Origin of the sequence: Kutzneria sp. NPDC051319, assembly GCF_040682195.1 — a bacterium.
In the GTDB taxonomy this organism is placed as follows: domain Bacteria; phylum Actinomycetota; class Actinomycetes; order Mycobacteriales; family Pseudonocardiaceae; genus Kutzneria.
Genome location: NZ_JBFBAM010000004.1, coordinates 104924 through 130617 on the forward strand (window position 1 = coordinate 104924; position 25694 = coordinate 130617).

At 71.4% G+C, this 25694-nt stretch carries 24 protein-coding genes; 9 read left to right on the top strand and 15 right to left on the bottom strand.

Annotated features, from left to right (window positions below; all coding sequences use genetic code 11):
- Positions 1-87 precede the first annotated feature (87 nt).
- Complete coding sequence (locus AB0M73_RS05295; protein WP_363887093.1) at positions 88-822, top strand: GNAT family N-acyltransferase; 735 nt, start codon at positions 88-90, stop codon at positions 820-822.
- Positions 823-866: 44 nt separating this feature from the next.
- On the top strand, positions 867-2135 hold the full coding sequence (locus tag AB0M73_RS05300) for an MFS transporter (protein ID WP_363887095.1): 1269 nt from the start codon (positions 867-869) through the stop codon (positions 2133-2135).
- A 92-nt stretch (positions 2136-2227) separates the two neighbouring features.
- Here the strand turns inward: AB0M73_RS05300 and AB0M73_RS05305 are convergent, their stop codons facing one another.
- From AB0M73_RS05305 to AB0M73_RS05330, 6 genes are read right to left on the bottom strand one after another with little or no spacing between them, the layout of a single operon-like run.
- Positions 2228-3163: a ketoacyl-ACP synthase III gene (locus AB0M73_RS05305; protein WP_363887098.1), complete on the bottom strand. Its 936-nt coding sequence runs from the start codon at positions 3161-3163 to the stop codon at positions 2228-2230.
- Between the two features lie 7 nt (positions 3164-3170).
- Positions 3171-3944, bottom strand: coding sequence for a cyclase family protein (locus AB0M73_RS05310; RefSeq protein ID WP_363887101.1), 774 nt, complete (start codon positions 3942-3944; stop codon positions 3171-3173).
- Positions 3941-5173, bottom strand: coding sequence for an FAD-dependent monooxygenase (locus AB0M73_RS05315; protein WP_363887103.1), 1233 nt, complete (start codon positions 5171-5173; stop codon positions 3941-3943). Before AB0M73_RS05315 ends, AB0M73_RS05310 begins: the two co-directional genes overlap by 4 nt.
- A complete protein-coding gene (locus AB0M73_RS05320) occupies positions 5170-6669 on the bottom strand; it encodes an AMP-binding protein (protein WP_363887105.1) in 1500 nt (499 codons plus the stop codon). Before AB0M73_RS05320 ends, AB0M73_RS05315 begins: the two co-directional genes overlap by 4 nt.
- Positions 6662-7600, bottom strand: a complete 939-nt coding sequence (locus tag AB0M73_RS05325) for an aromatase/cyclase (RefSeq protein WP_363887107.1) — start codon at positions 7598-7600, stop codon at positions 6662-6664. Before AB0M73_RS05325 ends, AB0M73_RS05320 begins: the two co-directional genes overlap by 8 nt.
- An 18-nt stretch (positions 7601-7618) precedes the next feature.
- Positions 7619-8401 (bottom strand): SDR family NAD(P)-dependent oxidoreductase, encoded by a 783-nt coding sequence (locus AB0M73_RS05330; RefSeq protein ID WP_363887110.1) that lies wholly within the window; start codon positions 8399-8401, stop codon positions 7619-7621.
- Between the two features lie 139 nt (positions 8402-8540).
- On the opposite strand from AB0M73_RS05330, the gene AB0M73_RS05335 reads away from it, so the two are divergent.
- Positions 8541-10109, top strand: coding sequence for an FAD-dependent oxidoreductase (locus AB0M73_RS05335; protein ID WP_363887112.1), 1569 nt, complete (start codon positions 8541-8543; stop codon positions 10107-10109).
- Between the two features lie 203 nt (positions 10110-10312).
- On the opposite strand, the gene AB0M73_RS05340 is transcribed toward AB0M73_RS05335, so the two are convergent.
- Genes AB0M73_RS05340 through AB0M73_RS05350 form a run of 3 tightly spaced genes read right to left on the bottom strand, consistent with a single transcriptional unit; the run spans position 10313 to position 13072 of the window.
- Complete coding sequence (locus AB0M73_RS05340) at positions 10313-10576, bottom strand: acyl carrier protein (protein ID WP_363887115.1); 264 nt, start codon at positions 10574-10576, stop codon at positions 10313-10315.
- A 22-nt stretch (positions 10577-10598) separates the two neighbouring features.
- Positions 10599-11807 carry a ketosynthase chain-length factor gene (locus tag AB0M73_RS05345; protein WP_363887116.1) on the bottom strand — a complete coding sequence of 403 codons (1209 nt, stop codon included), beginning with the start codon at positions 11805-11807 and terminating at the stop codon, positions 10599-10601.
- Complete coding sequence (locus AB0M73_RS05350) at positions 11804-13072, bottom strand: beta-ketoacyl-[acyl-carrier-protein] synthase family protein (protein ID WP_363887119.1); 1269 nt, start codon at positions 13070-13072, stop codon at positions 11804-11806. The genes AB0M73_RS05345 and AB0M73_RS05350 overlap by 4 nt, the downstream gene beginning before the upstream one ends.
- Before the next feature lie 491 nt (positions 13073-13563).
- Between AB0M73_RS05350 and AB0M73_RS05355 the strand changes: the two genes are divergently transcribed.
- The 3 genes from AB0M73_RS05355 to AB0M73_RS05365 are packed head-to-tail and all read left to right on the top strand — an operon-like array spanning position 13564 to position 16166.
- Positions 13564-14391 carry an AfsR/SARP family transcriptional regulator gene (locus AB0M73_RS05355; RefSeq protein ID WP_363887122.1) on the top strand — a complete coding sequence of 276 codons (828 nt, stop codon included), beginning with the start codon at positions 13564-13566 and terminating at the stop codon, positions 14389-14391.
- Between the two features lie 27 nt (positions 14392-14418).
- Positions 14419-15423, top strand: a complete 1005-nt coding sequence (locus AB0M73_RS05360) for an aldo/keto reductase family protein (RefSeq protein ID WP_363887126.1) — start codon at positions 14419-14421, stop codon at positions 15421-15423.
- Positions 15420-16166 (top strand): aromatase/cyclase, encoded by a 747-nt coding sequence (locus AB0M73_RS05365; protein WP_363887129.1) that lies wholly within the window; start codon positions 15420-15422, stop codon positions 16164-16166. The genes AB0M73_RS05360 and AB0M73_RS05365 overlap by 4 nt, the downstream gene beginning before the upstream one ends.
- A 55-nt stretch (positions 16167-16221) precedes the next feature.
- Here AB0M73_RS05365 and AB0M73_RS05370 read toward each other — a convergent pair whose 3' ends face one another.
- The 3 genes from AB0M73_RS05370 to AB0M73_RS05380 are packed head-to-tail and all read right to left on the bottom strand — an operon-like array spanning position 16222 to position 18025.
- The gene (locus AB0M73_RS05370) at positions 16222-17007 is read right to left on the bottom strand and encodes an SDR family oxidoreductase (RefSeq protein ID WP_363887132.1); all 786 of its coding nucleotides are present in this window, start codon (positions 17005-17007) and stop codon (positions 16222-16224) included.
- Complete coding sequence (locus AB0M73_RS05375) at positions 16988-17350, bottom strand: antibiotic biosynthesis monooxygenase family protein (protein ID WP_363887135.1); 363 nt, start codon at positions 17348-17350, stop codon at positions 16988-16990. The genes AB0M73_RS05370 and AB0M73_RS05375 overlap by 20 nt, the downstream gene beginning before the upstream one ends.
- 12 nt (positions 17351-17362) lie before the next feature.
- A complete protein-coding gene (locus AB0M73_RS05380) occupies positions 17363-18025 on the bottom strand; it encodes an antibiotic biosynthesis monooxygenase family protein (RefSeq protein ID WP_363887138.1) in 663 nt (220 codons plus the stop codon).
- A 164-nt stretch (positions 18026-18189) separates the two neighbouring features.
- Between AB0M73_RS05380 and AB0M73_RS05385 the strand changes: the two genes are divergently transcribed.
- Together AB0M73_RS05385 and AB0M73_RS05390 are read left to right on the top strand one after the other, a co-directional pair.
- Positions 18190-18600, top strand: a complete 411-nt coding sequence (locus tag AB0M73_RS05385; protein WP_363887140.1) for a nuclear transport factor 2 family protein — start codon at positions 18190-18192, stop codon at positions 18598-18600.
- Positions 18601-18626: 26 nt separating this feature from the next.
- Positions 18627-21749, top strand: a complete 3123-nt coding sequence (locus tag AB0M73_RS05390) for a BTAD domain-containing putative transcriptional regulator (protein WP_363887142.1) — start codon at positions 18627-18629, stop codon at positions 21747-21749.
- Here the strand turns inward: AB0M73_RS05390 and AB0M73_RS05395 are convergent.
- The 3 genes from AB0M73_RS05395 to AB0M73_RS05405 are packed head-to-tail and all read right to left on the bottom strand — an operon-like array spanning position 21715 to position 24468.
- Complete coding sequence (locus tag AB0M73_RS05395; protein ID WP_363887144.1) at positions 21715-22935, bottom strand: ketosynthase chain-length factor; 1221 nt, start codon at positions 22933-22935, stop codon at positions 21715-21717. The two genes, AB0M73_RS05390 and AB0M73_RS05395, sit on opposite strands and share 35 nt — an antisense overlap.
- The gene (locus AB0M73_RS05400; protein WP_363887147.1) at positions 22932-24203 is read right to left on the bottom strand and encodes a beta-ketoacyl-[acyl-carrier-protein] synthase family protein; all 1272 of its coding nucleotides are present in this window, start codon (positions 24201-24203) and stop codon (positions 22932-22934) included. Before AB0M73_RS05400 ends, AB0M73_RS05395 begins: the two co-directional genes overlap by 4 nt.
- Before the next feature lie 10 nt (positions 24204-24213).
- Positions 24214-24468, bottom strand: a complete 255-nt coding sequence (locus tag AB0M73_RS05405; RefSeq protein ID WP_363887150.1) for an acyl carrier protein — start codon at positions 24466-24468, stop codon at positions 24214-24216.
- 184 nt (positions 24469-24652) lie between these two features.
- Here AB0M73_RS05405 and AB0M73_RS05410 point away from each other — a divergent pair, with 184 nt between their 5' ends.
- A complete protein-coding gene (locus AB0M73_RS05410) occupies positions 24653-25651 on the top strand; it encodes a beta-ketoacyl-ACP synthase 3 (RefSeq protein ID WP_363887152.1) in 999 nt (332 codons plus the stop codon).
- Positions 25652-25694 lie beyond the last annotated feature (43 nt).

A 25694-nucleotide genomic window follows, 5' to 3' on the forward strand; every position in this document is an offset into this window, starting at 1 on the left:
AGAATATTTCCGGGCCACGCGGCGGCACGGCGGGCAGGGTGTCGCGGTTTTTTGCCCGCGGGGCGAAACCGGGGGGCGTGGTGGGCCGTGAAGATCAAGGGAGACGGTGATCGGCTGACTGCTGGGGGCGGAAAAGTGGCGGCGAAGTACGCGCTGGTCGTGACGAGGGATCCGGAAGAGGTGGCGGCGGCGCAACGGCTGCGGCGCGACCTGCTGACGGTGCAGTACGGGATGGCGCTGCCCACGGAGGTGGACGGGCTCGACCGGGATGAGTTCGACGACCTGTGCACGCATCTGATCGTGCGGGAGAACGCCAGCGGGGACGTGGTGGCGACGTGTCGGGTGTTTCCGCCGGGCGTGCGGGAGCGGACGTACTCGTCGAAGCGGTTCGATCTGTCGGCGCTGCGGGAGATCCGGCCGACCATGCTGGAGCTCAGCCGGCTCGGGGTGCGGGCGGACCATCGGGACGGCGGTGTCGTGGCGATGCTCGCGACGGCGGTCTTCCGGCTGGCCCGCGAGATGGACTGCACGTGGATCGCCGGAGTGCCGTTCGTGTCGCTCAAGGACGGGGGCGTGACGGCGGCGAGCATCGAGAAGATGATCACCGCCGAACACCTGGCTCCGGCGCGGTTGCGCGTCACTCCGTTGCAGCCGTGGCAATCCGACGGCATCGAGACGCACGGCGAGGTGGAGATCCCCCAGCCGCTGCGGCACTACCTGCGGATCGGCGCGATGGTGTGCGGCGCCCCGAGCCACGACACGGTGCTCGGGGTGGCCGACTTCTTCGTGCTGCTGGACACCCGTGGCCGGTGGCAGCGGTGACGAGGTCGGCCTGGGCGGTCATCTGTTGCGGGACAGGCCTTTTCATGTCGGCGCTGGACGGCCTCGTCGTGCTGACGGCACTGCCGGCGATCGGCCGTGACCTGCACGCCGGCGTCGAAGGGCAGGCGTGGGTGGTCACCGCCTACACGCTGCCGTACGCGGCCCTGCTGCTGACCGGGGCGGCGCTGGGCGCCAGATTCGGCCGACGGCGGATGTACATGATCGGGCTGACGGTGTTCACGCTGGCGTCCGCCGCCGCGGCGTCGGTGCGATCGATCGACGCCCTGATCGTGATGCGGGTCCTGCAAGGCTCCGGCGAGGCACTGGTGCTGCCGTTGAACCTGCCGATCGTCACCGCCGCGGTGTCGGCGAAACGGCGCGGCGCCGCGATCGGGGCCCTCGGCGCGCTGGAGGGCGTCGCCATCGTGGCCGCGCCGATCGTGGGCGGGGCGATCACGCAGAACCTGTCGTGGCAATGGATCTTCTGGATCAACGTGCCGGTGGGGGTGATCCTGGTGCCGCTCATCCGATGGGCGCTGGACGAGGGGCGCGGCACGGCCGTCCGGCTGGACCTGGTCGGCGTCGCGCTGTCCGCCGCCGGCCTGTTCGGCGTCGTGGCCGGTCTGCTGCTGGCCAGCCCGCTCGCGTTCGCCGCCGGCGTCCTCGGGCTGATCGCCTTCGTCGGGTGGGAACTGCGCACCCCCACGCCGGCCTTCCCGATCCGGCTGCTGCGGCTGCCCGTCTTCGCCATGTCCAACCTGGCCGGCCTGCTCATGTACGCCGGCCTGTTCGGCGCGATCTTCCTGCTGCTGCGCTACTTCCAGCTGACGCTGGGCTTCTCGCCGCTGAGCACCGGCCTACGCATCCTGCCCTGGACCGGGCTGGTGATCCTCATCGCCCCGGTGGTGGGCGCCCTGTCCGATCGGATCGACGCCCGCCGGATCATCACCGTCGGCCTTGCCCTGCAAGCCATCGGGCTGGCCGCCCTGACGGCCGCCGTGGCCACCGGCGCTTCGTACGCCTGGTTCCTGCCCGGCATGGTGTTGTGCGGCGCGGGCATGACCGCCTACATCGCACCCAGCGGAAACCTGGCCATGAGCGCCGCCCCCGAACAGCACCGGGGCCCCGCCGCGGGCGCGCTCACCACCACCCGGCAACTGGGTTTGGTCCTGGGCATCGCCACCCTGACCGTCATGTCGACGACGCTGTCCCTCTCGGCGGCGCTGTGGACGGCCGTCGCCGTGCTGGTCGCCGCCACGGCCGCGGGCGCCCTCGCTCGTGACCGCCGGCTCGTGCCGCTGGCCACGCGCTGACAGTCCACTATGGATGGACGTTTCGGCGATCGGGCCTTGGCCGGCACGATGCTGACCAGGGGCGGGCGATCACGACGCCCACGGCCGAGTTTCTAGTGCCAGGTGAGGACGACGGCGCCGGCCGTCATGCCGCCGCCGACGCCGGCGAGGAGAATGTGCTCGCCGCGGCGGAAAGGGCGTTCGAGGTCGGCGTGGTGGAGGGTGAGGGCGAGGGACGCCGCGGCGGTGTTGCCGAAGACCGGAGCGGTCAGGGGCACGCGGTCCATGCCGACTCCCATGGCCTCCGCGCAGGCCTCGACCATGCGCACATTGCCCTGATGGAAGACGAAACGGCTGATGTCGTCCAACGCCAGGCCGCTGGCCGTCAGGGCCTCGGTGGCGACCTTGGGGATGAGGTCGAGGGCGTATTCCTTGACGGCACGGCCCTGCATCTCGAACAGGCGGCGGTCCTCGGGCACCCGGACCAGTTCGCGGAGCTCGCCGTGGCCGACGAGGCTGCTGCCCCGGATGCCGTAGCCGTCGGGCACGGGACCGAGGAGCACCGCACCGGCGCCGTCGCCGAACAGGGTGACGGTGCGCCGGTCGGCTCTGTCCATGATGGACGAATAGCGGTCGGCGCCGATGACGAGGCCGGTGCCGCCCTGTGCGGCGAGCAGGGCGGAGGTGAGCACCAGACCGTAGAGAAAACCGCAGCACACGGCATTGAGGTCGCAGGCGGCCACCCCGGACAGGCCCAGACCGGCCTGCACCGCGGAGGCGGTGGCCGGCTGGGGCCGGTCGGGGGTGGAGGTGGCCAGCATGACCATCCGCAGTGCCTCGCAGCGCGAGGGGTCGGTCAGCAGCGGCGCGGCGGCGCGGATGGCCAGCTCCGACGTCGGCTGATCGGGCCGCGCGTAGCGACGGCGGCGCACTCCGGTCCGCTCCAGAATCCAGTCCTCGCCGACGCCGCACCACTGGCCGACGGTGGTGTTGTCCACCACTCGTGACGGCACGAAGCCGCCGGTCCCGAGCACCCCGATCGCGCCCACGGCGGCCTCAGTCCTCGACCATCGCGACGGCGCGGGCCCAGCCGGCCCCGGCCCCGACGATCTTGACGGGGAAGCAGGAGACGGTGAAGCCGAACGGCGCCGGCAGCGCGTCCAAATTGGACAGCCGCTCGATCTGGCAGTACTCCCGCTGCCGGCCGGCGAAGTGGGCCGGCCACAGCACCGAGCGGTCGCCGGTCTCCTGGTAGCGCCGGATGATGTCGGTGAACGGGGCGTCGAGGCTGAACGCGTCGGTGCCGATCACCCGCACGCCGAGGTCGAGCAGCAGGTGCACGGCCTCGGCGTCGAGGCCGACGAAATCGGTGAAGTACCGCGTGGTTCCGACCCAGCGGGACGCCCCGGTGTTGAGCATCACGATGTCCAGCGGCGACGGCGTGTAGCCGATCCGGGCCAGCTCCTTCTCGACGAACTCCGCGCCGACCACACCGGTGCCGGCCCCGGTCAGGTCGAGCACGACGCCGGGGTTGTGGAACCATTCCAGCGGCAGCTGGTCGGTGGTCATCGGCGGGCCGTCGGGGCCCTTGGAGCCGTAGTGCGCGGGCGCGTCGACGTGGGTTCCGGTGTGCGTGGTCAAGGTCAGTGTGTCGATGGACAGGAACTCCGAGTCGGGCAGCACGGACGGGTCGAAGTCGATGCCGAAGTGCTCGGCCATCTCCGACCGCAGGTGCTCGGCCCCGGCGGCCGGGGACATGACGGTCATCGAGATCGGCTCCGGCTCCCAGCCACCCGCGTCCACCGGCGAGGACAGATCGATCAGTCTCAACGGACACCCCCAGCGCTTTCGTTGCTGACGAACAACTCCGTGGCGATCTGGACGCCGGATCCCCCGAAGGCGAGCCGGCGCAGCACCCGGCCGTAGACCGGCGTGCGGGCCAGCACGCGGGCGGCCTTGGGGCGGACGAACGAGGCGACGCGGCCGTGCGAGAGCATTGCCTTGCCCTGCACGGTCTGCAGTCGCGTCACCTTGTCGATCTCACGCCGCCGGGCGGCCACGTGTGGTGTGAAGAACCGGGCGCCGGCGTCATCGGCCTTCAGCGACGCCATCAGCACGGGATGCAGCAGCACCGCGTCCTGGATGGCCAGGTTGATACCCTGGGCGCCGATCGGCCCGTGGCTGTGCGCGGCGTCGCCGATGAGCACCAGGCCGTCGTCGGCCCACCGCAGTGCCGCGGCGGCGAACACGTCGAGCAGGCTGAGATCCTTGAGGCTGGTGATGGTCCGGTCGACGAGGTCGGCACAACCCGGCAGCGCCAGGCCGATCTGCGCCTTGACATAGTCGACGCCACGCTCGGCGACGGCACGATATCCCTTGTGCGGCAACGTCCAACCGACCTGCATCTGGTCGGGATGGCTGCGGTAGACCAGAACCGGGCTGCCCGCGGCGCGGAACACCTGCACGTTGGGCGAGCTGTCCGGCTGCCGCGGCAGCTTGAACCAGAGCACGTCGTGGTCGAACGCCTCCAGCCGCCGGGTGTCGATCCCGGCCAGCCGCCGGGTTTTGGAGTACCGGCCGTCGGCCGCGACGACGCAGTGCGCCAGCACGACATTGCCGTCGGCGACCACGCCACGCACCCGGTCGTCCCGGACCAGGTCGGTCACCTTGTGGCCGGCGAGGTAGTCGAAGCCGGCATGCCGCCGGCAGCGGTCGAGCAGAACCTCCAGCACATGCCGCTGGGGCACGCTGAGCAGGCAGTTGTACGGCGCCGGCAGCCGGCGGTAGTCGATGTCCAGCACCGCCCGGTCCCGTTCGACGAGCTGGAACCGGGGGTGCTCGAAGCTGCCGCGCTCGCGGGCCTCGTCCAGCACGCCGAGGCCGGCCAGCAGCGCCATGCCGCCCGGTTGCAGGATTTCGCCCCGGTACTCGCGGTCGAGTGACGTCGACTTCTCGACCACGGTGACGCGGGCGCCCGACCTGAGCAGCAGCAGCGCGAGCGTGAGACCGGCCGGTCCGCCGCCGACAATGCAGAAGTCGCACCGCAGATCGTCGGTCACGTGCCCTCGCCCCGCAGCTGCGTCAACCGCGTCCGCAGCTCCCGCCGCTGGAGCTTTCCGTTGGCGGACCGGGGAATCCGCTCGACCACCTCGATGTGGCGCAGGTGCTGGTAGTAGGGCATGCGCTCGTTGGCCCAGGCGGCGATCTCGTCCGCGCCGTCCGCGCCGGAGCGCACGATCATCGCGGTGGCCACGGCGCCGGAGAACTCGTCCGGACAGTCCACGACCACGCAGTCGGCCACGGCGGGATGGCCGGCCAGCACCTGTTCGATCTGCGACGGCGAGACCAGCCAGTTGTCGCACTTGAACACGTCCTTGATCCGGTCGACCAGGAACAGGTAGCCGTCCGCGTCCTGGTGGCCGACGTCCCCTGTGGACAGCCAGCCGTCGGCGTCGGTGAACGAGCTGTCCGGCGCGCTGAGGTAGCCCTTCATCAGCTGCGGGCCGCGCACCTGCACCTCGCCGGGCTCGCCGGGCCCCACCACCGCCCGGCTGTCCACCTGCACGATGCGGCACTCCGTCCCGTCCACCGGCGGCCCGACCGAACCGGGCCTGGTGCCGACCGGACCGTCGGAATGGGTCAGCGGCGAGGTTTCGGCCAGCCCGTAGCCCTGGAAAACGGGAACACCGAAGTGATCCGACAGGGTGCGGGCCACCGCCGGCGCCAGGGCCGAGCCGCCGGAGGCGATCATGCGGACGGTCCGCAGCGACAGCGAGGCCAGCCGGGAATCGGCGGCAAGCCGGGTCAGCCGCATGGGCAGGCTGTAGTAGTGGGTGGCGTGGTACTCGTTCGCGGCGCCGATCGACTTGGCGACGTCGGGATCGGTCCACAGCACTTGGGCCGCACCGACCATGACCGCCGAGTTCAGGTGCATCGGGTGGTACGTAGGCAAGAAGTTGAGGCTGACCGAGTCGTGGTCGAGATGGTGCGCGCGGGCCACCTGCCCGGCGTTCACCGTGATGTTGTCGTGGGTCAGCATGACGGCCTTGGACGGGCCGGTGGTGCCGCTGGTGAAGTGCACGGCGGCCACGTCGTCCGGGCGCGTGGCCGGCAGCGGGCCGTCGGCCGGCGTCACCGACGCCAGCAGCGGTTCTCCGTCGCCGATGAGCCGGAGTTCGGTCAGCGACGGCAGTTCGGCCCGCATGGCCGACAGCCGGTCGGCCACGTCCTGGTTGACGATCGCCAGCCGCGCCTGCGAGGTGTCGACCACGTGCCGCAGTTCCGGCTCGCGCAGCAGCGGGTTGATCGGCGCGACCATGTTGCCGCTGCGCATGATCCCGTAATAGGCGACGGCGAAGGACATGTCCAGCAGCGAAGCCAGCGCGATGATCTGGCGGGACGGCCCGACCAGGGTGCGCAGCGCCCGCGCGCAGCGGGTCACCGCCTCGTCGAGCTCGGCGTAGGTCAGCGCGCCGGTCGCCGACCGCACGGCCACCCGGTCCGGATGCCGGGCGGCGGTCGCCGCCAGCATCCTGTCGGCGGTCCGTTCAGCCATTGCGCTTGCCCTCGGCGTAGGCCATGGCGTGCTTGAGCGTGGTGACGCTGTTGCCGCCCAAGGCATTGCGCAGGAAGGTGCGGGCGTCGGCGACGGTGGCGTCGGCGCCGAGGATGGTCGTGACGGCCGCCTGGTTGACCGTCACGGTGTGCCGCGACGTGACCGAGTCCGGGCCGACCAGCCAGTGCCCGGTGTGGGCGAGCAGCAGCGGCGGCACCTCGACCTGCTTGTAGACGATGCGGTCGTGCGGGAAGCAGACCCGGACCGACTTGGTGGTGTGCACGGATCCGTTGGCGGTCCTGGTGTCCATCTCCATCAGCTGGATGCCGCGCACGTCCTCCCGCAGCTCCAGCCGGGCCACGTGCGGCACCCGCTCAGGCCACCGCGCGCCGTCGCGCAGGAAGTCGTAGACGACGGCCGGATCGCCGGAGATGGCCACCGTGTCGTCGAAACTGAAGATCAGCTCGTCCAGCCGCGGGCCGAGCTCGGCGACGGCCTTGAGCGCGGCCAGCTCCGCGGTGCTGTTGCGGTCCACGGCCCTGGCGACCCAGTCCAGGTCGGCCGGCGCCTCGGTCACCGTGGTGTAGTCGTGCTTGAGCACCACCCGCGTGCGGCCGGCGGACAGCGGCGTCAGCTCCCACGAGCCGCCCATGCCGGCCACCGGCGGCTGCGAGACCTCCTGCCGGAACAGGACGCGCAGGTTGGCCCGGTCCAGCTGTCGGCCCGAGGTCCAGTTCTTGACCTCGCCGTTGGCCGTGGCCCAGATCCGGATCCGCTCCCGGTCCCCGTCCCGCTCCACGTGGTCGACGTGCACCGTCGGCGCGAAGATCTGCGGCCACCTGGCCACGTCGGCGATCAGGCCGTAGACCACCGCGGCGTCCGCGTCGACGGTGACCTCGTGCACGGTGTGCTGGCTGCCGTTGTCCGCCATGAGTGCCGGTCCTTCCTGTCAGTAGTTGCCGAGTCCGCCGCAGACGTTCAGCGCCTGCGCGGTGATGGCCGCCGCGATGTCGCTGGCCAGATAGGAGACCAGGCCGGCGACCTCCTCGGGGGTGGAGTACCGGCCGAGCGGGATCTTGGCCTCGAACCGGGCCAGCACGTCCTCGACCGTCGTCGACCAGCCGGCCGCGTAGCCCTGCCGGACCCGTTGCGCCATCGGGGTTTCCACGTAGCCGGGGCACACCGCGTTCACGGTGACACCGGTCTTGGCCAGCTCAAGGCCCAGCGCCTTGGTGAAGCCGATCACGCCGTGCTTGGACGCCGAGTAGGGCGCGCCCAGCACCACTCCCTGTTTGCCGCCGGTGGACGCGATGTTGATGATCCGGCCGTGGCCGCCGTCGAGCATGCCGCCGGTGGTCAACACCTCCCGGCTGACCAGGAACACGCCGTTGAGGTTGGTGTTGATCACGTCGTGCCAGAGCTCGTCGTCCAGCTGCGCGGTCACGCCGCCGCCGCTGCGCCCGGCATTGTTGACCAGGACGTCGATCCGGCCGAACTCGTCGACCGCCTCCTGGACGAAACCGCGCACGTCCGAGCCCGAGCGCACGTCGCAGGTCGTCCCGCCGACCGTGAGCCCACCGTCGCGCAGCTCCTTGACCGTGGCCGCGACGCGCTCCGCGTCCCTGGCGCACAGGAACACGCGGAATCCTTGCTCGGCAAGGGTTTTCACGCAGGCCAGCCCAATTCCGCTGGTGCCGCCGGTGACCAGGGCGACCCGTGAGCCGTCGGCCATACCGCCTCCTTCGCCGGTTTTTCGCTGTCGGAGGCCAAAACTGGCGGGCACGCCTCGAACCGGGCTCGAAACGCGGTGGACGACCGGCTTCCATCGGTGCTCCACCGGACCCCGAGCGGCGGCCGCCACCCTGGCCGGCATGGCACAGGATGCTGAGCAGGCAACGGATTGTGTCCCGGTGTTGGTTGTCGGCGCCGGCCCGGTCGGCCTGACCGCCGCCTACGAGCTGGCCCGGCGCGGGGTGGCGGTCCGGCTGGTGGACGCCGCCGCGGGCCCGGCGACGACCAGCCGGGCGCTGGCCACTCACGCCCGGACCCTGGAGATCTACGACCAGCTGGGCGTGCTGCCCGAGCTGGTGGGGCGCGGCCAACGGGTGGAGAACTTCACGCTGCACCAGAACGGGCGCACGCTGACCCGGTTCGAGACCGACTACTCGAAGCTGCCGACCCGGTACCCGTTCACGCTGATGGTGGACCAGGTGATCACCGAGGAGGTGCTGCGCACGGCGGCGGCCCGGCTCGGCGTGCACGTCGAGTGGGGCGTGCGGCTGGCTGAGTTCGACCAGGACGAGCACGGCGTGCACGCGGTGCTGGAGCACGCCGACGGCCGCACGGACCGGGTGGACGCCGGCTGGCTGGTCGGCTGCGACGGCGGGCACAGCACCGTGCGCAAAAGGCTGGGGCTGCAACTGATCGGCGACTCCACGGAGACGTGGCTGCTGGCCGACGCCGTGGTGGACACCGACCTGCCGCGCGGCAGCATCCACTGGATGCGCACGAAGACCGGCACGGTGATGCTGGTGCCGTTCCCCGACCCGGGCAAGTGGCGGCTGCTGGACACCACCGGCGCCGCGACCGATCTCGGCGACGAGGCGGTGGCCGCGCGGTTCACCGAGATGATCTCGAACGGCATCGGCCGCCCGGTCACCGTGCGCCGCCCGAGCTGGGTCTCGGTGTTCACCATCCAGCAGCGGATGATCCCGCAGATGCGGTCGGGCCGCTGCTTCGTGGCCGGCGACGCGGCCCACGTGCACAGCCCGGCCTCCGGGCAGGGCATGAACACCGGGGTGCAGGACGCCTACAACCTGGCCTGGAAGCTGGCGATGGTCGTGCACGGCCAGGCCGGCCAGCAGCTGCTGGACACCTACTCCGAGGAGCGGGTGCCGGTGGGCCGCAAACTGCTCGACTCGACCAAGGTGGCCACCTACCTGGTGCAGCTGAAGAATCCGGTGGTGGCCGGTCTCCTGCCGGTCATCTTCGGGATGGTCAACGTGCTGACCCCGCTGAAGCGCCGGATCCAGGCCAAGATCATGGGCGGCATGTCCGGGCTGGCCCTGGGCTACGGCGAGAGCCCGCTGAGCAAGACGGACAGTCCCGGCACCGTGGTTCTTCCCGGCGAGCGTGTGTCCCGAGTGGACGGTGCGGGTGTCAGGGACCCGGAGTGGGCGATGTTGGTGGAACGGCTGCGTGGCACCGCCTGGACTCTGCTCGCGGTCGGCTCGGCACCGGAAAACCGTTGGGGTGACTGGGTTTCGGTATACCCCGTCGAAGGCGGCGGTCGCCTGGCCAGGGATGTGGCCGCCGCGCCCGGCTCCTGGCTGCTCATCCGGCCCGACGGTTACCTCGCCGCCCGAGGGTCTACTGCCGACGAGCTGGACAGCGCGCTGGCGGCAGTGCACCCGACCCGATCCGGCGCGGCCCTGTCCTGAGCCGGAACGCCAGAAGCGGTGCGCCACAGACGATGTGGCGCACCGCTTTGTGTTGTCACCGACCGGCGAACTGGTCTTCCACGAGCGAGGTGCTGCGCCCGCCGCGGGCCGGCCGCCCGCGGCACAGCGGACGTCGACATCCCTGGCCCGGCACCCGGCCCGCCTGGTCGGGCGCCGGCGTGGAGATCGCCCGGGACGTCGGGCTACGCCGCCTGCCCGAGGGTGCGGTTGACCAGCCCGACGAACTCCCTCGGCGTCCCGATGCCGGTGACCGCGTCCTCGGCCAGCAGCACCGCGAACCGGCGCTGCACCAGCGCCGCCACCTCCAGCAGCGCCAACGAGTCGTAGCCCAACTCGTCAAAGGCGATGTCCAGGATGTCGCCGTCGAGGTCGGCGCTCTCGTCCTCGCCGGCCGCCTCCCGCAGCATGTGCTTGAAGTCGTCGATGGTCAGTTCTCGGACAAGCATGTCGCCTCCCGGCTTCGAGTGGTCACCAAGCACGCAGCACCATCGCCGCGTTGAAACCGCCGTAGCCCCGGGCCAGCACGACCGCGGTGCGCACGGACAGCCTTCGAGCCGCGCCGGTCACCAGGTCGAGGTCGTAGCCGGGGGCGGGCCCGGACACGTTCACGGTCGGCGGGATCACGCCGTGCCGGATCGTGAGCAGCGCGGCGGCCAGATCGAGGGCGGCGCCGCCGGAGTACAGCCGGCCGGTCGCCGTCTTGGGCACCGTGACCGGCACGCCGCCGCGGCCGAACACGTCGTTGATCGCCCGCGCCTCCGCGAGGTCCAGTTCCGGCACGCCGGCCCCATCCGCGAACACCACGTCCACTTCGGACGAATCGATCCCGGCATCGGCCAGGGCGAGCGTCAACGCCCGGCGCAGTCCCGGTTCCCCGTCCGCGCCCGGTCCGGCGTCGAAAGTGCTGGCGTAACCGGCGATCTCACCGTAGCCGACACCACGACTGCGAGCCTGTTCGCCGTTTTCGATCACGAGGATCGCGCCGCCCTCGCCGGGCACGTAACCGCTGGCGTCCGCGTCGAACGGCAGGTAGGCCCGGCGAGGGTCGTCGTGGTGGCTCAGGCGCGTGTTGGACAGCTGGGCCACCCAGCCCCAGGGGCAGAGGGAGCCGTCGACCCCGCCGGAGACGACCAGCCCGACGCCGTCACGGATCTGCCGACGGGCCTGCCCGACCGCGTCGAGGCCACCGGCCTGCTCGGTGACCAGCACGCCGTTGCGGCCGCGCATGCCGTGTCGGATGGAGATCTGCCCGGTGTTGACCGCGTAGAACCAGGCGAACGACTGGTAGGCGCTGACATGGTCGGGGCCGTGGCTCCACAGCTTGGCCAGCTCCCGCTGGCCGAACTCGAAGCCGCCGGAACTGCTGGCCGTGACCACGCCCATGTCGAAATCGGTGCGCTCACGGGGATCCACTCCGGCGTCGGCCAGCGCCCAGTCGGAGGCGACCAGCGCCATCCGGGTCATCCGGTCGGTCTGCGGCAGCAGCCGCTTGGACAGGTGCTCGCCCGCCTCGAAGCCGGTCACCTCGCCGGCCAGCCGGGCCGGGTAGCCGCTGGCGTCGAAGCGGGTGACCGGGCCGATGCCGGTGCGCCCGTCCAGCGCCGCCGACCAGTAGTCCTCGACGCCGACGCCGGTGGGCGCGAGCACACCGATGCCGGTCACCACCGCCGCGGTCACGCCCCCGCCTCCTTCGGCCGGGCCAGCACCATCGCGCTCTGGAAGCCGCCGAAGCCGCTGCCCACGCTCAGCACCGCGTCCACCCGGTGCTCACGGGCGGTCAGCGGCACGTAGTCCAGGTCGCACTCGGGATCGGGCTCGGTCAGGTTGGCCGTCGGCGGCACGACGTTGTGCTCGATGGCCAATGCCGAGGCGGCGATCTCGATGGAGCCGACCGCGCCGAGCGAATGCCCGATCATCGATTTGATCGAGCTGACCGGCACCGCGTAGGCATGGGAGCCCAGGCTTCGTTTGAACGCGCCGGTCTCGTGCCGGTCGTTCTGCTTCGTGCCCGATCCGTGCGCATTGACGTAGTGGATGTCGGTCGTGGGCAGCCGGGCCTGTGCCAATGCCGCGGTGATGGCCTCGGCCATTTCCCGGCCGTCCGCCTTCAACCCGGTCATGTGGTAGGCGTTGCCCCGGGAGGCGAATCCGGCCACCTCGGCGTAGATGTGCGCGCCACGGGCAACGGCATGCCCGAACTCCTCCAGCACGAACACCGCGGCGCCCTCGCCGAGAACGAAACCGTTGCGGGTGAGATCGAACGGCCGCGAGGCGTGTGCCGGATCGTCGTTTCGCGGCGTCGTGGCCTTGATGACGTCGAAACAGGCCACCGTGATGGGGGAGATCGGGGCGTCCGTGCCGCCCGCGACGACCACGTCGGCCGAGCCCTCCCGGATCAGACCAGCGGCGTGGCCCAGCGAATCCAGGCCGGAAGTGCAGCCGGTGGACACTACTGCCACCGGCCCCTGAGCGTGCGCCTGCCACGCCACCTCGGCGGCGATGGAACTCGGCACGAAATGGTCGAAAAGGTGCGGAACGCCGTAGGAGTGGTCGACCAGCCAGGCACGGCCGGCGTCACTGACAACGGCGTACTCCTGTTCCAGCCCGGTGGTGCAGCCGACCGCGCTGCCCATGGTCACGCCGGTCCTCGTCGGATCGGCCTCGTCGGGCTCGAAGCCGCTGTCGGCCACCGCCTCGCGGGCGGCGACGACGGCGAACTGGGTGGCCCGGTCCATTCTGCGGACCTGCTGGTGGGTCAGCCCGTTGGCCAGCGGATCGAAGTCGCATTCGGCGGCGATCCGGGACCGGAAAGGGGAGGCGTCGAACAGCGAGATCGTCCTCGTCGCGGTCTCGCCCGCGGTGATCAGCTCCCAGAACGCCTTTTTTCCGATGCCACCGGGCGCGACGCAGCCGATTCCGGTGATGACAACCCTGCGGCTCATTTCGACACTCCGTGCACGCCGGATTTCGGTTTTTCTTCAGCGATTGAGGCAAACATCGTCGATGTGGCGCCTTTCCCGTACTCGACCGGGTCGAGCCGGCCGGCGTGGTGACGGGTCGAATGCCGGACCGGGTTCGGTGACGAGGCTCGCTAATGCCGCTAGAGTGACGCTTGAACCAGAGTTGAAGCCGGCTGGGCCGACGGTCGTCCGCGGCCGGTGTCCACGCTGAGTGTTCATCGTTTTCGGCGCCTAAGGCCAAGATTTATTCAACCGAAGGTAAAGGTTAGTCATAGTCAGGTTGACCGGTCTTCAAGGATCGTGCGAGACGTTGTGACAAGCTTTAAACCGCGAGTAAGTATTACACGCCTGTCGAAACAGTCGGGCACAGGGGAAACTTCTCGCACCTGGTTGACGATCTGTCCCTAACCTACCAACATTGCCGGGATGCGACCAAGGCTTGCGCCGTCGCTACCAAAGAGTGGGGGGTTCTTGTGGATATCCGGGTTCTTGGCCCATTATCGCTGGCCGTTGACGGGCAGGTCATCACCCCGTCCGCGGCCAAACCACGACAAGTGCTCGCGACATTGCTGTTGCACGCCAACAAGGTCGTCCCCGTGTCCGCGCTGATCGCGGAACTGTGGGACGACACCCCGCCGGTCAGCGCGCTGACCACACTGCAGACGTACGTGCTGCAGCTGCGCCGGTCGCTGCGGGGGGCGCTCGCACCGGCCAGCCAGCGGGTCTCACTGGAGATCCTGGTCACCAGGACCGGGGGTTACCTGTTCCGCGTCCAGCCCGGGGAGCTGGACCTGGACGCCTTCCTGGAGAAGATGGCCGAGGGCCGCCGGTGGCTGGCCCAGGGGGACAACGAGCTGGCCACCCGCCGGCTGGGCGAGGCGCTGGACCTGTGGTCGGGCCCCGCGCTGGTGGACATCAAGGCCGGTCGGCTGATCGAGGCCGAGATCCTGCACCTCGAGGAGTGCCGGGTGGCCGTGCTCGAACAGCGGATCGAGGCCGACCTGCGGCTGGGCCGCCACCACGAGATCCTGGCCGAGCTGGCCGGACTGACGGCCAAGCACCGCATGCACGAGAACCTTCACGCCCAGCTGATGGTCGCCCTCTACCGATCCGGCCGGCGGCCGCACGCGTTGGACGTGTTCCACCGGCTGCGCTCGGCCCTGATCGACGAGTTGGGTCTCGAACCGTCCTCCAAGATGCAGCGCCTGCACCAGGCCCTGCTGTCGTCGGACCCGGTCCTCGACAGGCCGCTGCGCGGCGACGGCCTGCTCCTGGACCAGGTGGCCATCGCCGGTTGCTGAGCCCGCCGAGGAGAGGAGCGTTTTCCCATGGAGTACCAGCATTTGGGCAACAGCGGCCTGGTGATCAGCCGGATCGCGTACGGCAACTCCCTGACCGCGGGCAACCAGCTCGACGAATCGGCGGCGCGGTCCTGTGTGCACGCGGCCGTCGATCTGGGAGTGACCACTTTCGACACCGCGGACGTCTACTCCGAGGGCCGGGCCGAGGAGGTCCTCGGCCGGGCCCTGGCCGGGCATCGGCGGTCGGGCGCGGTGATCTGCACCAAGGTGTACTGGCCGTCCGGGCCGGGCCCCAACGACCGCGGCCTGTCCCGCAAGCACGTGCTGGAGTCGGCCGAGGCGTCGCTGCGCCGGCTGGGCACCGACTACATCGACCTCTATCAGGCGCACCGCTACGACTTCCAGACGCCGCTGGAAGAGACGATGCTGGCCTTCGCCGACCTGGTGCGGGCCGGCAAGGCGCTCTACATCGGAGTGTCCGAGTGGACAGCCGAGCAGCTCGGCGCGGCGGCCGAGCTGGCTGGCCGGCTCGGTGTGCCTCTGGTGTCCAACCAGCCGCAGTACTCGATGCTGTGGCGGGTCATCGAGGATCAGGTGATCCCCGCCAGCCGGAAGCTGGGCATCGGCCAGATGGTCTGGTCGCCGGTGGCCGGCGGCGTGCTGACCGGCAAGTACCTGCCGGGCCGGCCGGCGCCGGCCGGCTCCCGGGTGACCGACGCACAGGGCGGCGCCGAGGGGCTGCGCCGGTCCAACCTGCTCGACGACGAGGTGCTGACCAGGGTGCAGTCGCTACGGCCGCTGGCCGCGCAGGTCGGGCTGTCGATGGCGCAGCTGGCGCTGGCCTGGGTGCTGCGCGACGACGCCGTGGCCGCGGCCGTGATCGGCGCGTCGAGCCCGGAACAGTTGGCGGACAACGTGAAGGCGGTGGACGTGCGACTGGGGTCGGAGCTGCTCGACCGAATCGACGAGGTGCTGGCCCCGGTGATCGTCCGGGACCCGGCGCTCACCCAGAGCCCGGCGCGGCGACCGTGACCGACGGCAGCCTGGGCCACCAGGCCGTGGTGGACGCCGCGCCGGACGTGCTGTACGAGCTGATCGCCGACCCGGCGATGGCGCCGAGGCTGTTTCCGACCGTGCTGCACCTGGAGCGGACCGAGGGCAGCGACACCGACCACGTCCTGCAGCGGTGGGTGATCGCCGGTGATTCGATCCGCACCTGGCGTGCGCGGCGGACCCTGGACCGTGACGGCCGGCGGATCGTTTTCGAGCATGACTCACCTCGACCGCCGGTGCGGTGGATGCGTGGCGAGTGGACGTTCGGCCATGCGCCCGGTGGCGGGTGCGTGGTCGAGCTGCGGCACGACTTCCGACTGGGCGACGACGGTGGCCGGTTCGCCGAGGACCTGGACCGCAACGTCGGCGCGCAGTTGGCCGAGCTGAAGCGGATCGGGGAGAGCCTGCCCCGGCTGGCGGCGGCCACGGTCAGCGTCCGCGACCACACGCTGATCCGGCGGCCGGTGGACGAGGTGTTCGCCGTGCTGGTCCAGCTCGACCGTTGGCCGGGCGTCGACCAGGTGCATCGCCTTCCCCTGCCGGGCAACAGGTTGGTGTTCAAACAGGGGGAGCCGCTGGTGGTGGGCAGCTGGTGGGTCGCCGCGACCGCCGACGGTGCCGAGGTGGCGCTGGAACAGACGGTGGTGGCGGGGCGGGACCGTGAGCAGCTCGCCGCCGACGTCAGCGCCGCGCTGGACCACCTGGTTTCGCTGACCAGCTGACAACGCGGGAAAGGGCCCCGGTTCCGTGGAACCGGGGCCCTTTCCCGCGTTGTCGTCAGACGCGTAGGCCGAGACCGCCGTCGACCAGCAGCACCTGACCGCGGATCCAGGCCGCCTCGTCGGTGCACAGCAACGCGACCACGTCGGCCACATCGGACGGCACCGTCAGCCGGCCGGCCGGAGTCCGCGCCGCCAGCAGCGCGGTCGGCAGGTCGTACGGCGCCGACTTCTTGGCCGACAACGCTTTGTCCAGTTTGGCCGTGGACACCGCGTTCACGGCGATGCCCTCGGCCGCGAGGTCGGCCGCGAGGTACCGGACCAGGTTCTCCAGCGCCGCCTTGGCCAGCCCGAGGCTGACGTAGCCCGGGATCACCCGCTGCGCGCCGACGCTGGAGACGGCGACGATGCGGCCGCCCGCCTCCCGCATCGCCGCCCGGAGCGCGGTGATGCCGTGCAGCAGCGGGTCGAGGGCCATGGCCATGTCGGCGTGCAGATCGGCGGCGACCGGTTCGGCCGAGGACATCGGGTGCCAGCTCGCGGCGTTGTGCACGAACACGTCCAGGCTGCCGCGTTCGGCCACGACGGTCTCGACCAGCCCGGCGATCGCGCCCGGCCGGCGCACGTCGCCCCGCAGCATACTGGCCGAGCCCTTCAGGCCCTCCAGCGACCGGACCGCCCACTCCGCGTCCTCGTCGACGTGACCGTAGTTGAGGTACACATCGCAGCCGCTGGCGCACAGCTTGCGGGCCACGGCCAGGCCGAGGCCGCGGGTCGCGCCGGTGACCAGCGCGACCCGCCCCTCGATGCCGAGGCCGACGCCGTCACCGGGCTGGCGCCGCACCGGCCACGTCCTTGGATGCGTTGTGTGTGAACGCGCCGGTGGACACCTGCATCGCGGTCATCGTCACGTCCGTGTCGGACCGGTCGGCGACCGCCGAGAAGAACTCGGCGAACTCGGGCGTGGCCGCCGACGTCCGATAGGCGCCGACGGTGTCCCACCGGGTCAGCTCGTAGTAGACCCCCTTCTCCTGCACGGAGATCGCCAGCTGGGCGACCAGCATGCCGGGCTGTCCCTCCAGAAAGGACAGATACCGCTCGTAGCGCTGCTCGAACTCGTCGATGTCGCCGCGCACGGTGATCCTGGTGATCACCGTGGCCCGCTCGGTGACGGTCTTGCCGGCCATCCGGGACTCCCCTCAGCTGGTGATCGGCTCGCCGTTGGCGAAGTTGTGGGCCTGGTCGACGTCGATGACGGCCCGCTTCTCGATGGCCGTGATCTCGGTCCGCAGCTGCTCGCCCTCGACGGCCTTGCGATACGCCGCCGCGTCCATCCACCACTCCAGGTTGAGGAAGACGGCGGGTTGGTTCACCGCGCGGACGCCCTCGTGGAAGATGAAGCCGTCCTGCTTGCGGCGCGACTCCGTGTGCGCCTTGAACTCGGCGGCGAAGGCGTCCGCGTCGCCCGTGACGGTGTAGCGGGTCAACACCACCAGCCGCTCGTCGCTGTAGCCCTGCACCTGCTCGCCGTCGGCCTCGGTGCGGATGGCCAGCCCGTTGGCCACCTTGGTGGTCAGGTACGGCTCCACCGTGACCAGCGCCGCCATCGAGCCGGCGTCGGCCTGGAACCGGGGGCTGGCCAGTACCTTCTGGTAGCTCTCCAGGTCACTCCACCAGCCCACGTTGACGTACACCTTGGACGAGAGCACCGAACGCAGGGCCTGGAACTGCCGGAAGCCCGGCTGGGCCCGGACGAACTCGGAGTGCGCCAGGAAGGCCCGCTCGAACTGCTCGGGCTCGCCGGTGACGGTGAACCTGGTGATCGCGATCGCCTTGCTCGCGCCCTCGGTCTCGTCGGCCATGTCCCCACCTTTCGTAGACAAACGCTGTGGGGCAAGGCTGTTCGCCCCGGCTCGAACGCGGCTGGAACACCGGCGGAGCCCGCCGGTCCATCGCGGTTCGAGCCGGACGCGAGCCGTCACGGCCAGGTTCGGCGTCAGGAAGGCCGAACTCTGGAGGGATCGCGATGAACGAGCTGTACCCGCAGATCGAGCAGTTCTACGCCACCCAGATGCAGCTGCTCGACGACGGCGACGTGCAGGAGTGGGCGGGCACGTTCACCCATGACGGCGTGTTCGAGGCCAACGCGCATCCCGAGCCGGCCCGTGGCCGCGAGGCGATCGCCGCCGCGGCCAAGCGCACGGTCACGGAGCTGACCGAGCAGGGGCTGGTGCGCCGGCACTGGATCGGCATGCTGTCGGTGCGTCCCAACGACGACGGCTCCGTCGCCGCGCGCAGCTACGCCGTCGTGCTGCAAACCCCCAAGGGCGGGCAGGCCGAGATCAGGTTCAGCACGGTGTGCGAGGACGTGCTGGTGCGCCGCGGAGGCGACTGGCAGGTGCTCGACCGCAAGGTCAGCCGGGACGACCTGACCTGATCGACCCGCTCTGTCAGACTGTTCCGGTGCTGGTGTGGGTGCTCGGCCCGGTCGAGGTGCGCACCGCCAAGGGGGAACCGGTCCGCCTCGGCGGCACGCGCCTGCGCGCGCTGCTGGCCCGGCTCGCGCTGGACACCGGCCGCCTGATCCCGGTGGAGACGCTGGTCGACGGCCTGTGGGGCGACTCGCCGCCCACCGGGGCGGTCAACGCCCTGCAGTCCCTGGTGTCACGGCTGCGGCGGACCCTTCAGGACGCCGGCATCGACAACGTGATCGATTCGCAGCGGGCCGGCTACCGACTGGTGCTGCCGCCCGAGCAGATCGACGCGCACCGGTTCGAGCGGCTGGCCGGCGAAGGCCGCCAGGAGCTGGCGGCCGGCCGGGTCGAGGCGGCCGCGACCCTGCTCAACTCGGGTCTGGAGCTCTGGCGCGGGCCGGCGCTGGTCGACGTGACCGAGGCCCCGTTCGCGGTGGTCGCGGCCACCCGGCTGGCCGAGCTGCGGGTGGCCGCGACCGAGGACCGCGTCGAGGCGACACTGCGCCTGGGTCGGCACGCGCAGGCGGTGAGCCAGCTCGAACCGCTGTGCGACGAGTACCCGCTGCGGGAGCGGCTGCACGGCCAGCTGATCCGGGCCCTGTACGGGCTGGGGCGGCAGGCTGACGCGCTGGGCGTCTACGAGCGGACCCGACAGCGGCTGTCCGACGAGCTGGGCATCGACCCGTCGCCGGAGCTGGCCGAGCTGCACCTGGCCGTGCTGCGGCGGGATCCCTCGCTGTCGCCGGTGGTCCGGACTGAGCCCATGACCAACCTGCGGGCCCCCATCACCAGCTTCGTCGGCCGGGACGGCGAGACCGACCGGGTCGGCGCGCTGCTGGCCGGCTCGCGGCTGGTCACCCTGGTCGGCGCCGGCGGCACCGGCAAGACCCGGCTGGCCACCGAGTCGGCCGCGCGGCTGGTCGGCCGGATGCCCGACGGGGTGTGGCTGGTGGAGCTGGCCGCCGTCGGCGATCCGCTGGAGGTCCACCAGGCGGTGCTGGCCGCCGTCAGCGCCGGCGGGACGACCCTGCTGGACGCCGCCCCCGAGGCGCACGACGCCGTCACCCGGATCACCAGGGCGCTGGCCGGCAAAAAAACCCTTCTGGTGCTGGACAACTGCGAGCACATGATCGGCGTGGTGGCCCGGCTGGCCGACGAGATCCTGTCGTCCTGCCCCGACGTCCGTGTGCTGGCCACCAGCCGCGAGCCGCTGGGCATCACCGGCGAGACGCTGTGCCAGGTCTCGCCGCTGCCGCAGCCCGAGGCCGTCCGGCTGTTCGTCGACCGGGCGCGGGCTGTGCTGCCCCGGTTCGAGCTGGATTCGTCCAGTGTGGACGCCGTGGCCGACATCTGCCGGCGGCTGGACGGCCTGCCGCTGGCCATCGAGCTCGCCGCGGCCCGGCTGCGCTCGCTCTCGCCGTCCCAGGTGGCGGCCCGGCTGGACGACCGGTTCCGGCTGCTCACCGGCGGCAGCCGGACCGCGCTGGCCCGGCACCAGACGCTGCGCGCGGTCGTCGAGTGGAGCTGGGAGCTGCTGACCGAGGCCGAGCGCACGCTGGCCCGGCGGCTGTCGGTGTTCCCCGGCGGCACCACGCTGGAGACCACCGAGCAGGTCTGCTCCGGCGAGGGCGTGCCGGCCGAGGATGTGCTGGAGCTGCTGTCGGGCCTGGTGGACAAGTCGCTCGTGGACACGGTGCGCGACGCCGACACCGTGCGCTATCGGATGCTGGAGAACATCCGGGCCTACGCGGCCGAGCGGCTGGTCGAGGCGGGCGAGTCCGAGCGGGTGCGGTCACGGCAGGCCCGTTGCCTGCTCGAACTGGCCGAGGCGGCGGAGCCTCGGCTGCGCGCCGCCGACCAGCTGACCTGGCTGGCCCGACTGCGGGCCGAGTACGGAAACCTGTTGGCGGCCCTGCGTTGGGCCATTGACGACGGCGACGGCGAGGTGGCGGTTCGACTGGCCGCGGCGTTGGGCTGGCTGTGGTGGATCCGTGGCGAGCAGGCGGAGGCGGCGACCTGGCTGGCCGCCGCGCTGGCCGTGCCCGGCGAGCCGCCGGCCGACGCCCGTGCGGTGGCCGCCGCGTTCCTGGCGTTGGGCAACCCCGGCCTGGACACGGCCGCGGCGGCCGCGGTGCATCATCCGGTGCTGTTCTTCGTCGCGTCACGGACCGCGCTGCTCAGCGGCGACCTGGAGGCCACCACCCGCAGCCTGGACCGGGCGCTGGAGCAGCCCGATCCGTGGGGGCGGGCCTTCGCGCTGGTGCTGCGAGGGCGGCTGGCCCAGGGAGCTGGCGATTTCGATGCGGCAGAACGGGATCTGACCGGTGCGCTGGAGGCGTTCCGGGCCATCGGCGAGCGGTGGGGGCTTGCCACCACGCTCAGTTCCCTGTGCGGCATGCGGGCCACCCGCGGCGATCACGCCGGCACGGTGCTGGCCCTGGAAGAGGCGCTGCGGCTGACCATCGAGCTCGACGCCCGTGACGACGTGCCGCAGCTGATGGCCCGGCTCGGCCTGGAACGGGCCCTGGCCGGCGATCCCGAGCGCGGCCGGGCCGATCTCAACGCCGCCCTCGAACTCGGCGACCGCCGGGGCTCGGTGACCAATCAGGCGTTTGCCCACAGTGGACTCGGCGAGGTCGCCCGGCTGTCCGGCGACAACGCCGTCGCCCGCCACCACTACCAGGTGGCGCTGGATCTGTTCGGCACGGCCGCGGACGTGGACCAGCTGCGAGTGGTCGTGCTGACGGGCTTGGGATATCTGGCCGGGGCCGAGGGCGGTCACGCGGAGGCGGGCCGCTGGCACCGGCAGGCGATGACCGCCGCGCTGGCCGAGGGGGAGCCGGTGACCATCGCCGGCGCGGTCGAGGGCGCCGCCGGAATCGCCTTGCAGGAAGGAGATCCCGAGCACGCCGCCACGGCGTTGGGGTGGAGCACCGTGCTGCGGGGTGTCGGCGACGACGGCAGCCCCGACGTTCGACGGCTGGCCGCCGCGGCCGCCGAGGAACTCGGGGCCGCCGGCTACCAGGCCGCCTACCGTCGGGGCGCCGCGCTGTCCCGTGAGGACGCGATGGCTGCTGTCACGGCATGGCACGCAGCACGATCGCGGAGTTGAAGCCGCCGGCGCCTCGGGCCAGCACCAGTGCCGTGCGCACGTCGGCGTCACGGGGCTGGTCGCGCACCAGATCCAGCCGATATTCGGCGGGCACGTCGGAAACGTTGGCCGTCGGCGGAATCACACCGTCCCGAATGGACAGCAGGGCGGTCGCCAGATCGAGCGGACCGCCGCCGGCGCTGAGCCGTCCGGTCATCGACTTGGGCGCCGTGACGGCCACCGCTTCGGGGCCGAACACGTCGGCGATCGCGTCCGCCTCGATCCGGTCCAGCTCAGCTACTCCCGCCGAGTCGGCGAAGACGACGTCCACATCGGACGGATTGATCCGGGCGTCGGTCAGCGCGAGCTCCACGGCCCGGCGCAGGCCCGGCGGCCGCCCGGAATCCGGGGCCGGGTCGAAGGTCGCCGCGTAACCGACGACCTCGCCGTACACGGGCCGCTCGTCCCGGCGGCGGGCGGCGGCCAGGTCCTCCAGGATCAGGATGGCGCCGCCCTCACCGGGCACCCCGCCGCCCGCTTCCCGGTCGAACGGCAGGAACGCCCGTCGTGGATCGGTCGCCGTGCTGACCTGGCCGCCCGAGATGTGCGCGACCACGCCCCACGGGTCCAGCGCCGAGTCGAGGCCGCCGCTGACCACGAGGCCGATGCCCTTGCGGACCTGCCGGCGGGCGTGGCCGACCGCGTCGAGGCCGCCGGCCTGCTCCCCGACCAGCACTCCGCTCGGCCCGCGCATGCCGTGCGCGATGGAGATCTGGCCGGTGTTCACGGCGTAGAACCAGGCGAAGGACTCGTACACGCTGACGTGGCCGGGCCCGACGGTCCACAGCTTCTCGATCTCGACATGGGTGAACTCCACGCCGCCGCAGGCGTTCGACGTGATCACGCCCATGTCGTACTCGGGCAGCGCGGCCGGATCGACGCCGGCGTCGGCCAGCGCCCAGTCGGTCGCGGCCAGCGCCAGCTGCGTGACCCGGTCGGTCTGCGGCAGCAGGCGGTTGGGGATGTGCTCCGCCGCCTCGAACGGCTCGATCCGGCCGACCAGCCGGGACGGATAGCCGGACGCGTCGAAGGTGCTGATCGGCGCGATCCCGCCGCGGCCGGCCAGCGTCGCGGCCCAGTAGTCCTCCGCACCGATTCCATTGGGGGCCAACACACCCAGCCCCGTCACCACCACCGGCCCGGTCATGTGCCGCCCGCCCCGCCGGGCCGCGTCAGCACCATGGCGCTCTGGAAGCCGCCGAAGCCGCTGCCCACGCTCAGCACCGCGTCCAGGCGCCGTGCCCGAGCCACCAGGGGCACGTAGTCCAGGTCGCACTCCGGGTCCGGCTCGTGCAGGTTGGCCGTCGGCGGCACGATGCCGTCCTCGATGGCCAACGCGCACGCGGCGACCTCGATCGACCCGATGGCTCCCAACGAATGCCCGACCATGGACTTGATGGAGCTGACCGGGGTCCGGTACGCGTGCTCGCCGAGGCTGAGTTTGAACGCGGCCGTTTCGTGCCGGTCGTTCTGCTTGGTGCCGGAGCCGTGCGCGTTGATGTAGTCGATGTCGGTCGGGTTCAGCCGCGCCTGTCCCAGCACCGACCCGATGGCCTCGGCCATCTCCCGGCCGTCCGGCTTGAGGCCGGTCATGTGATAGGCGTTGCACCTCGACGCGTAGCCGGCGATTTCCGCGTAGATGTGGGCATCCCGGGCCCGTGCGTGCTCGTAGTCCTCCAGCACGAAGGTGGCCGCGCCCTCACCGAGCACAAAACCGTTGCGGGTGCGGTCGAACGGCCGGGACGCGTGTTCGGGATCGTCGTTGAACGAGGTGGTCGCCTTGATCGCGTCGAAGCAGGCGACCGCGATCGGCGAGATCGGCGCCTCGGTCGCGCCGGCGATCATCACGTCGGCGCTGCCCTCCTCGATCAGCTCCCGCGCGTAGCCCACGGCATCCAGCCCCGACGTGCAGCCGGTGGACACCAGGGTCGCCGGCCCCTCGGCGCCGACCTCCCATGCCACCTCGGCGGCGATGGTGCTGGGCACGAAGAAGCCGAACAGGTGCGGCGAGGTGTAGTCGCTGTCCACCACCCAGTTCCGGCCGGTGTCGCTCATCACCACGTACTCGCGTTCCAGCCCGGTGGTGCCGCCGACCGCGCTGCCCACGCTGACCCCGACCCGGTGCGGATCGAGATCGGCGAAGGCGAGGCCGCTGTCGCCGACCGCCTCCCTGGTCGCCACCACTGACAGCTGGGTGGCGCGGTCCATCCGGCGTGCCTGCCGGACCGTGAGGCCCTCGCGCACCGGGTCGAAGTCGCATTCGGCCGCCACCTGCGAGCGGAACGGGGACGGGTCGAAGAACGAGATGGTCCTGGTCGCCGTCCGCCCGGAGGTCAGCAGCGTCCAGAACGCCTTGCGGCCCAGGCCACCCGGGGCCACCACGCCGATGCCGGTGATCACCACTCGTCGCGCCACCACGGTCCCCTCAGACCCCGGCCAGCTTGCTGTTGACCATGTCCAGCAGCGAGGCCGGCGTGTTCAGCCGGTCGATCTCGGCGTCGGAGATGGCCAGCCCCAGCTCGTCCTCGATCCTGGTGGCGATCTCGTAGACCGCCAGCGAGTCGTAGCCGAGATCGGTGAACGGGTGCTCCAGCCGGTCCTGCGCCAGTGCCTGCGCGTTCGCCGTGCCCAGACAGGTGCTGACCGTCTTCCTCAGATCGTCCACTGTGTACTGACTCATGGCGTCGCTCCCCATCGCCGAGCCCCACCGGCCGGGCGGGGCGTCTGCGGGAACTGTCGTATCGGCGACTCGAACCGGGCTGGAGCTGGGATGGAGCCGCCCGGGATCCACGCCGCCTCGACCGGCCTTCCAGGCCGGTGGCCGATGGTCGCCGCACCACCGTGTCCGAAGGAGCCGATCCGCGATGACCACGCTGCGAACCCCCGCCACCCGACACAGCCGGATCGCCGGCCTCGGCGCCTACCGGCCCCGGCGCGGCGTCGGCAACGACGAGATCTGCCGGCGCATCGACTCGTCCGACGAGTGGATCACGACCAGGTCGGGCATCCGCGTGCGCGGCTTCGCCGACAAGGACGAGACCCTGCTGGCCATGTCCGTCGAGGCCGGGGCCGCCGCGCTGAAGGACGCCGGCGTCGATCCGTCCCAAGTGGACTGTGTGCTGGTGGCCAGCACCTCCAACCTGGTTCAGACGCCGCCGCTGTCGATCGCCGTAGCCCACGCGCTCGGCGCGGACAACGCGGGCGGATTCGACGTGTCAGCGGCCTGTGTCGGCTTCTGCAACGGACTCGCGGTGGCCGGCGACATGGTCAGCACCGGCAATGCCGAGCACGTGCTGGTCATCGGCGTGGAGCGGATGACCGACATCGTCGATCCGACCGACCGGGGCATCTCGTTCCTGTTCGCCGACGGCGCCGGCGCGGCTGTCGTGGGGCCGTCGGCGACAGTGGGCATCGGCCCGGTCGTGCGCGGGGCCGACGGCGACTGCCTCGACGCGTTGAGCATGACCGCCGCCTGGGGCGATTTCCGGGACGACACCACACTGCCCAAGCCGATGCTGCGGATGGACGGCCGCCGGGTGTTCCGGTGGGCCGTGTCCCGCATCGCCGACGCGGCACGGCAGGCGCTGGCCGCCGCCGGCATCGGCATCGACGATCTCGGCGCGTTCATCCCGCACCAGGCCAACCTGCGCATGATCGACATCTTGGTCGACCAACTGGCGGTGCCCGAGCATGTGGTGGTGTCGCACGACGTGGTCACGACCGGCAACACCTCCGCGGCCTCCGTGCCGCTGGCGATGACCCAGCTGCTCGCCGACAGGGCGGTGCCCAGCGGCGCGCCGGCCCTGCTGATCGGCTTCGGCTCCGGGCTGAGCTATGCCGGCCAGGTGGTGCTGCTGCCGTAGTTGCCACGGGTGGCGCGCCTGGCGACGCGCGCCACCCGTGACC

Excerpts from the sequence above, each read along its gene's own strand:
- AB0M73_RS05325 (WP_363887107.1), bottom strand. The coding sequence starts at position 7,600 with ATGGCGGACAACGGCAGCCAGCACACCGTGCACGAGGTCACCGTCGAC.
- AB0M73_RS05395 (WP_363887144.1), bottom strand. The coding sequence starts at position 22,935 with ATGACCGGGCCGGTGGTGGTGACGGGGCTGGGTGTGTTGGCCCCCAAT.
- AB0M73_RS05300 (WP_363887095.1), top strand. The coding sequence starts at position 867 with ATGTCGGCGCTGGACGGCCTCGTCGTGCTGACGGCACTGCCGGCGATC.
- AB0M73_RS05360 (WP_363887126.1), top strand. The coding sequence starts at position 14,419 with ATGGAGTACCAGCATTTGGGCAACAGCGGCCTGGTGATCAGCCGGATC.
- AB0M73_RS05340 (WP_363887115.1), bottom strand. The coding sequence starts at position 10,576 with ATGCTTGTCCGAGAACTGACCATCGACGACTTCAAGCACATGCTGCGG.
- AB0M73_RS05375 (WP_363887135.1), bottom strand. The coding sequence starts at position 17,350 with ATGGCCGGCAAGACCGTCACCGAGCGGGCCACGGTGATCACCAGGATC.
- AB0M73_RS05350 (WP_363887119.1), bottom strand. The coding sequence starts at position 13,072 with ATGAGCCGCAGGGTTGTCATCACCGGAATCGGCTGCGTCGCGCCCGGT.
- AB0M73_RS05405 (WP_363887150.1), bottom strand. The coding sequence starts at position 24,468 with ATGAGTCAGTACACAGTGGACGATCTGAGGAAGACGGTCAGCACCTGT.
- AB0M73_RS05330 (WP_363887110.1), bottom strand. The coding sequence starts at position 8,401 with ATGGCCGACGGCTCACGGGTCGCCCTGGTCACCGGCGGCACCAGCGGA.
- AB0M73_RS05335 (WP_363887112.1), top strand. The coding sequence starts at position 8,541 with ATGGCACAGGATGCTGAGCAGGCAACGGATTGTGTCCCGGTGTTGGTT.
- AB0M73_RS05385 (WP_363887140.1), top strand. The coding sequence starts at position 18,190 with ATGAACGAGCTGTACCCGCAGATCGAGCAGTTCTACGCCACCCAGATG.
- AB0M73_RS05380 (WP_363887138.1), bottom strand. The coding sequence starts at position 18,025 with ATGGCCGACGAGACCGAGGGCGCGAGCAAGGCGATCGCGATCACCAGG.
- AB0M73_RS05320 (WP_363887105.1), bottom strand. The coding sequence starts at position 6,669 with ATGGCTGAACGGACCGCCGACAGGATGCTGGCGGCGACCGCCGCCCGG.
- AB0M73_RS05410 (WP_363887152.1), top strand. The coding sequence starts at position 24,653 with ATGACCACGCTGCGAACCCCCGCCACCCGACACAGCCGGATCGCCGGC.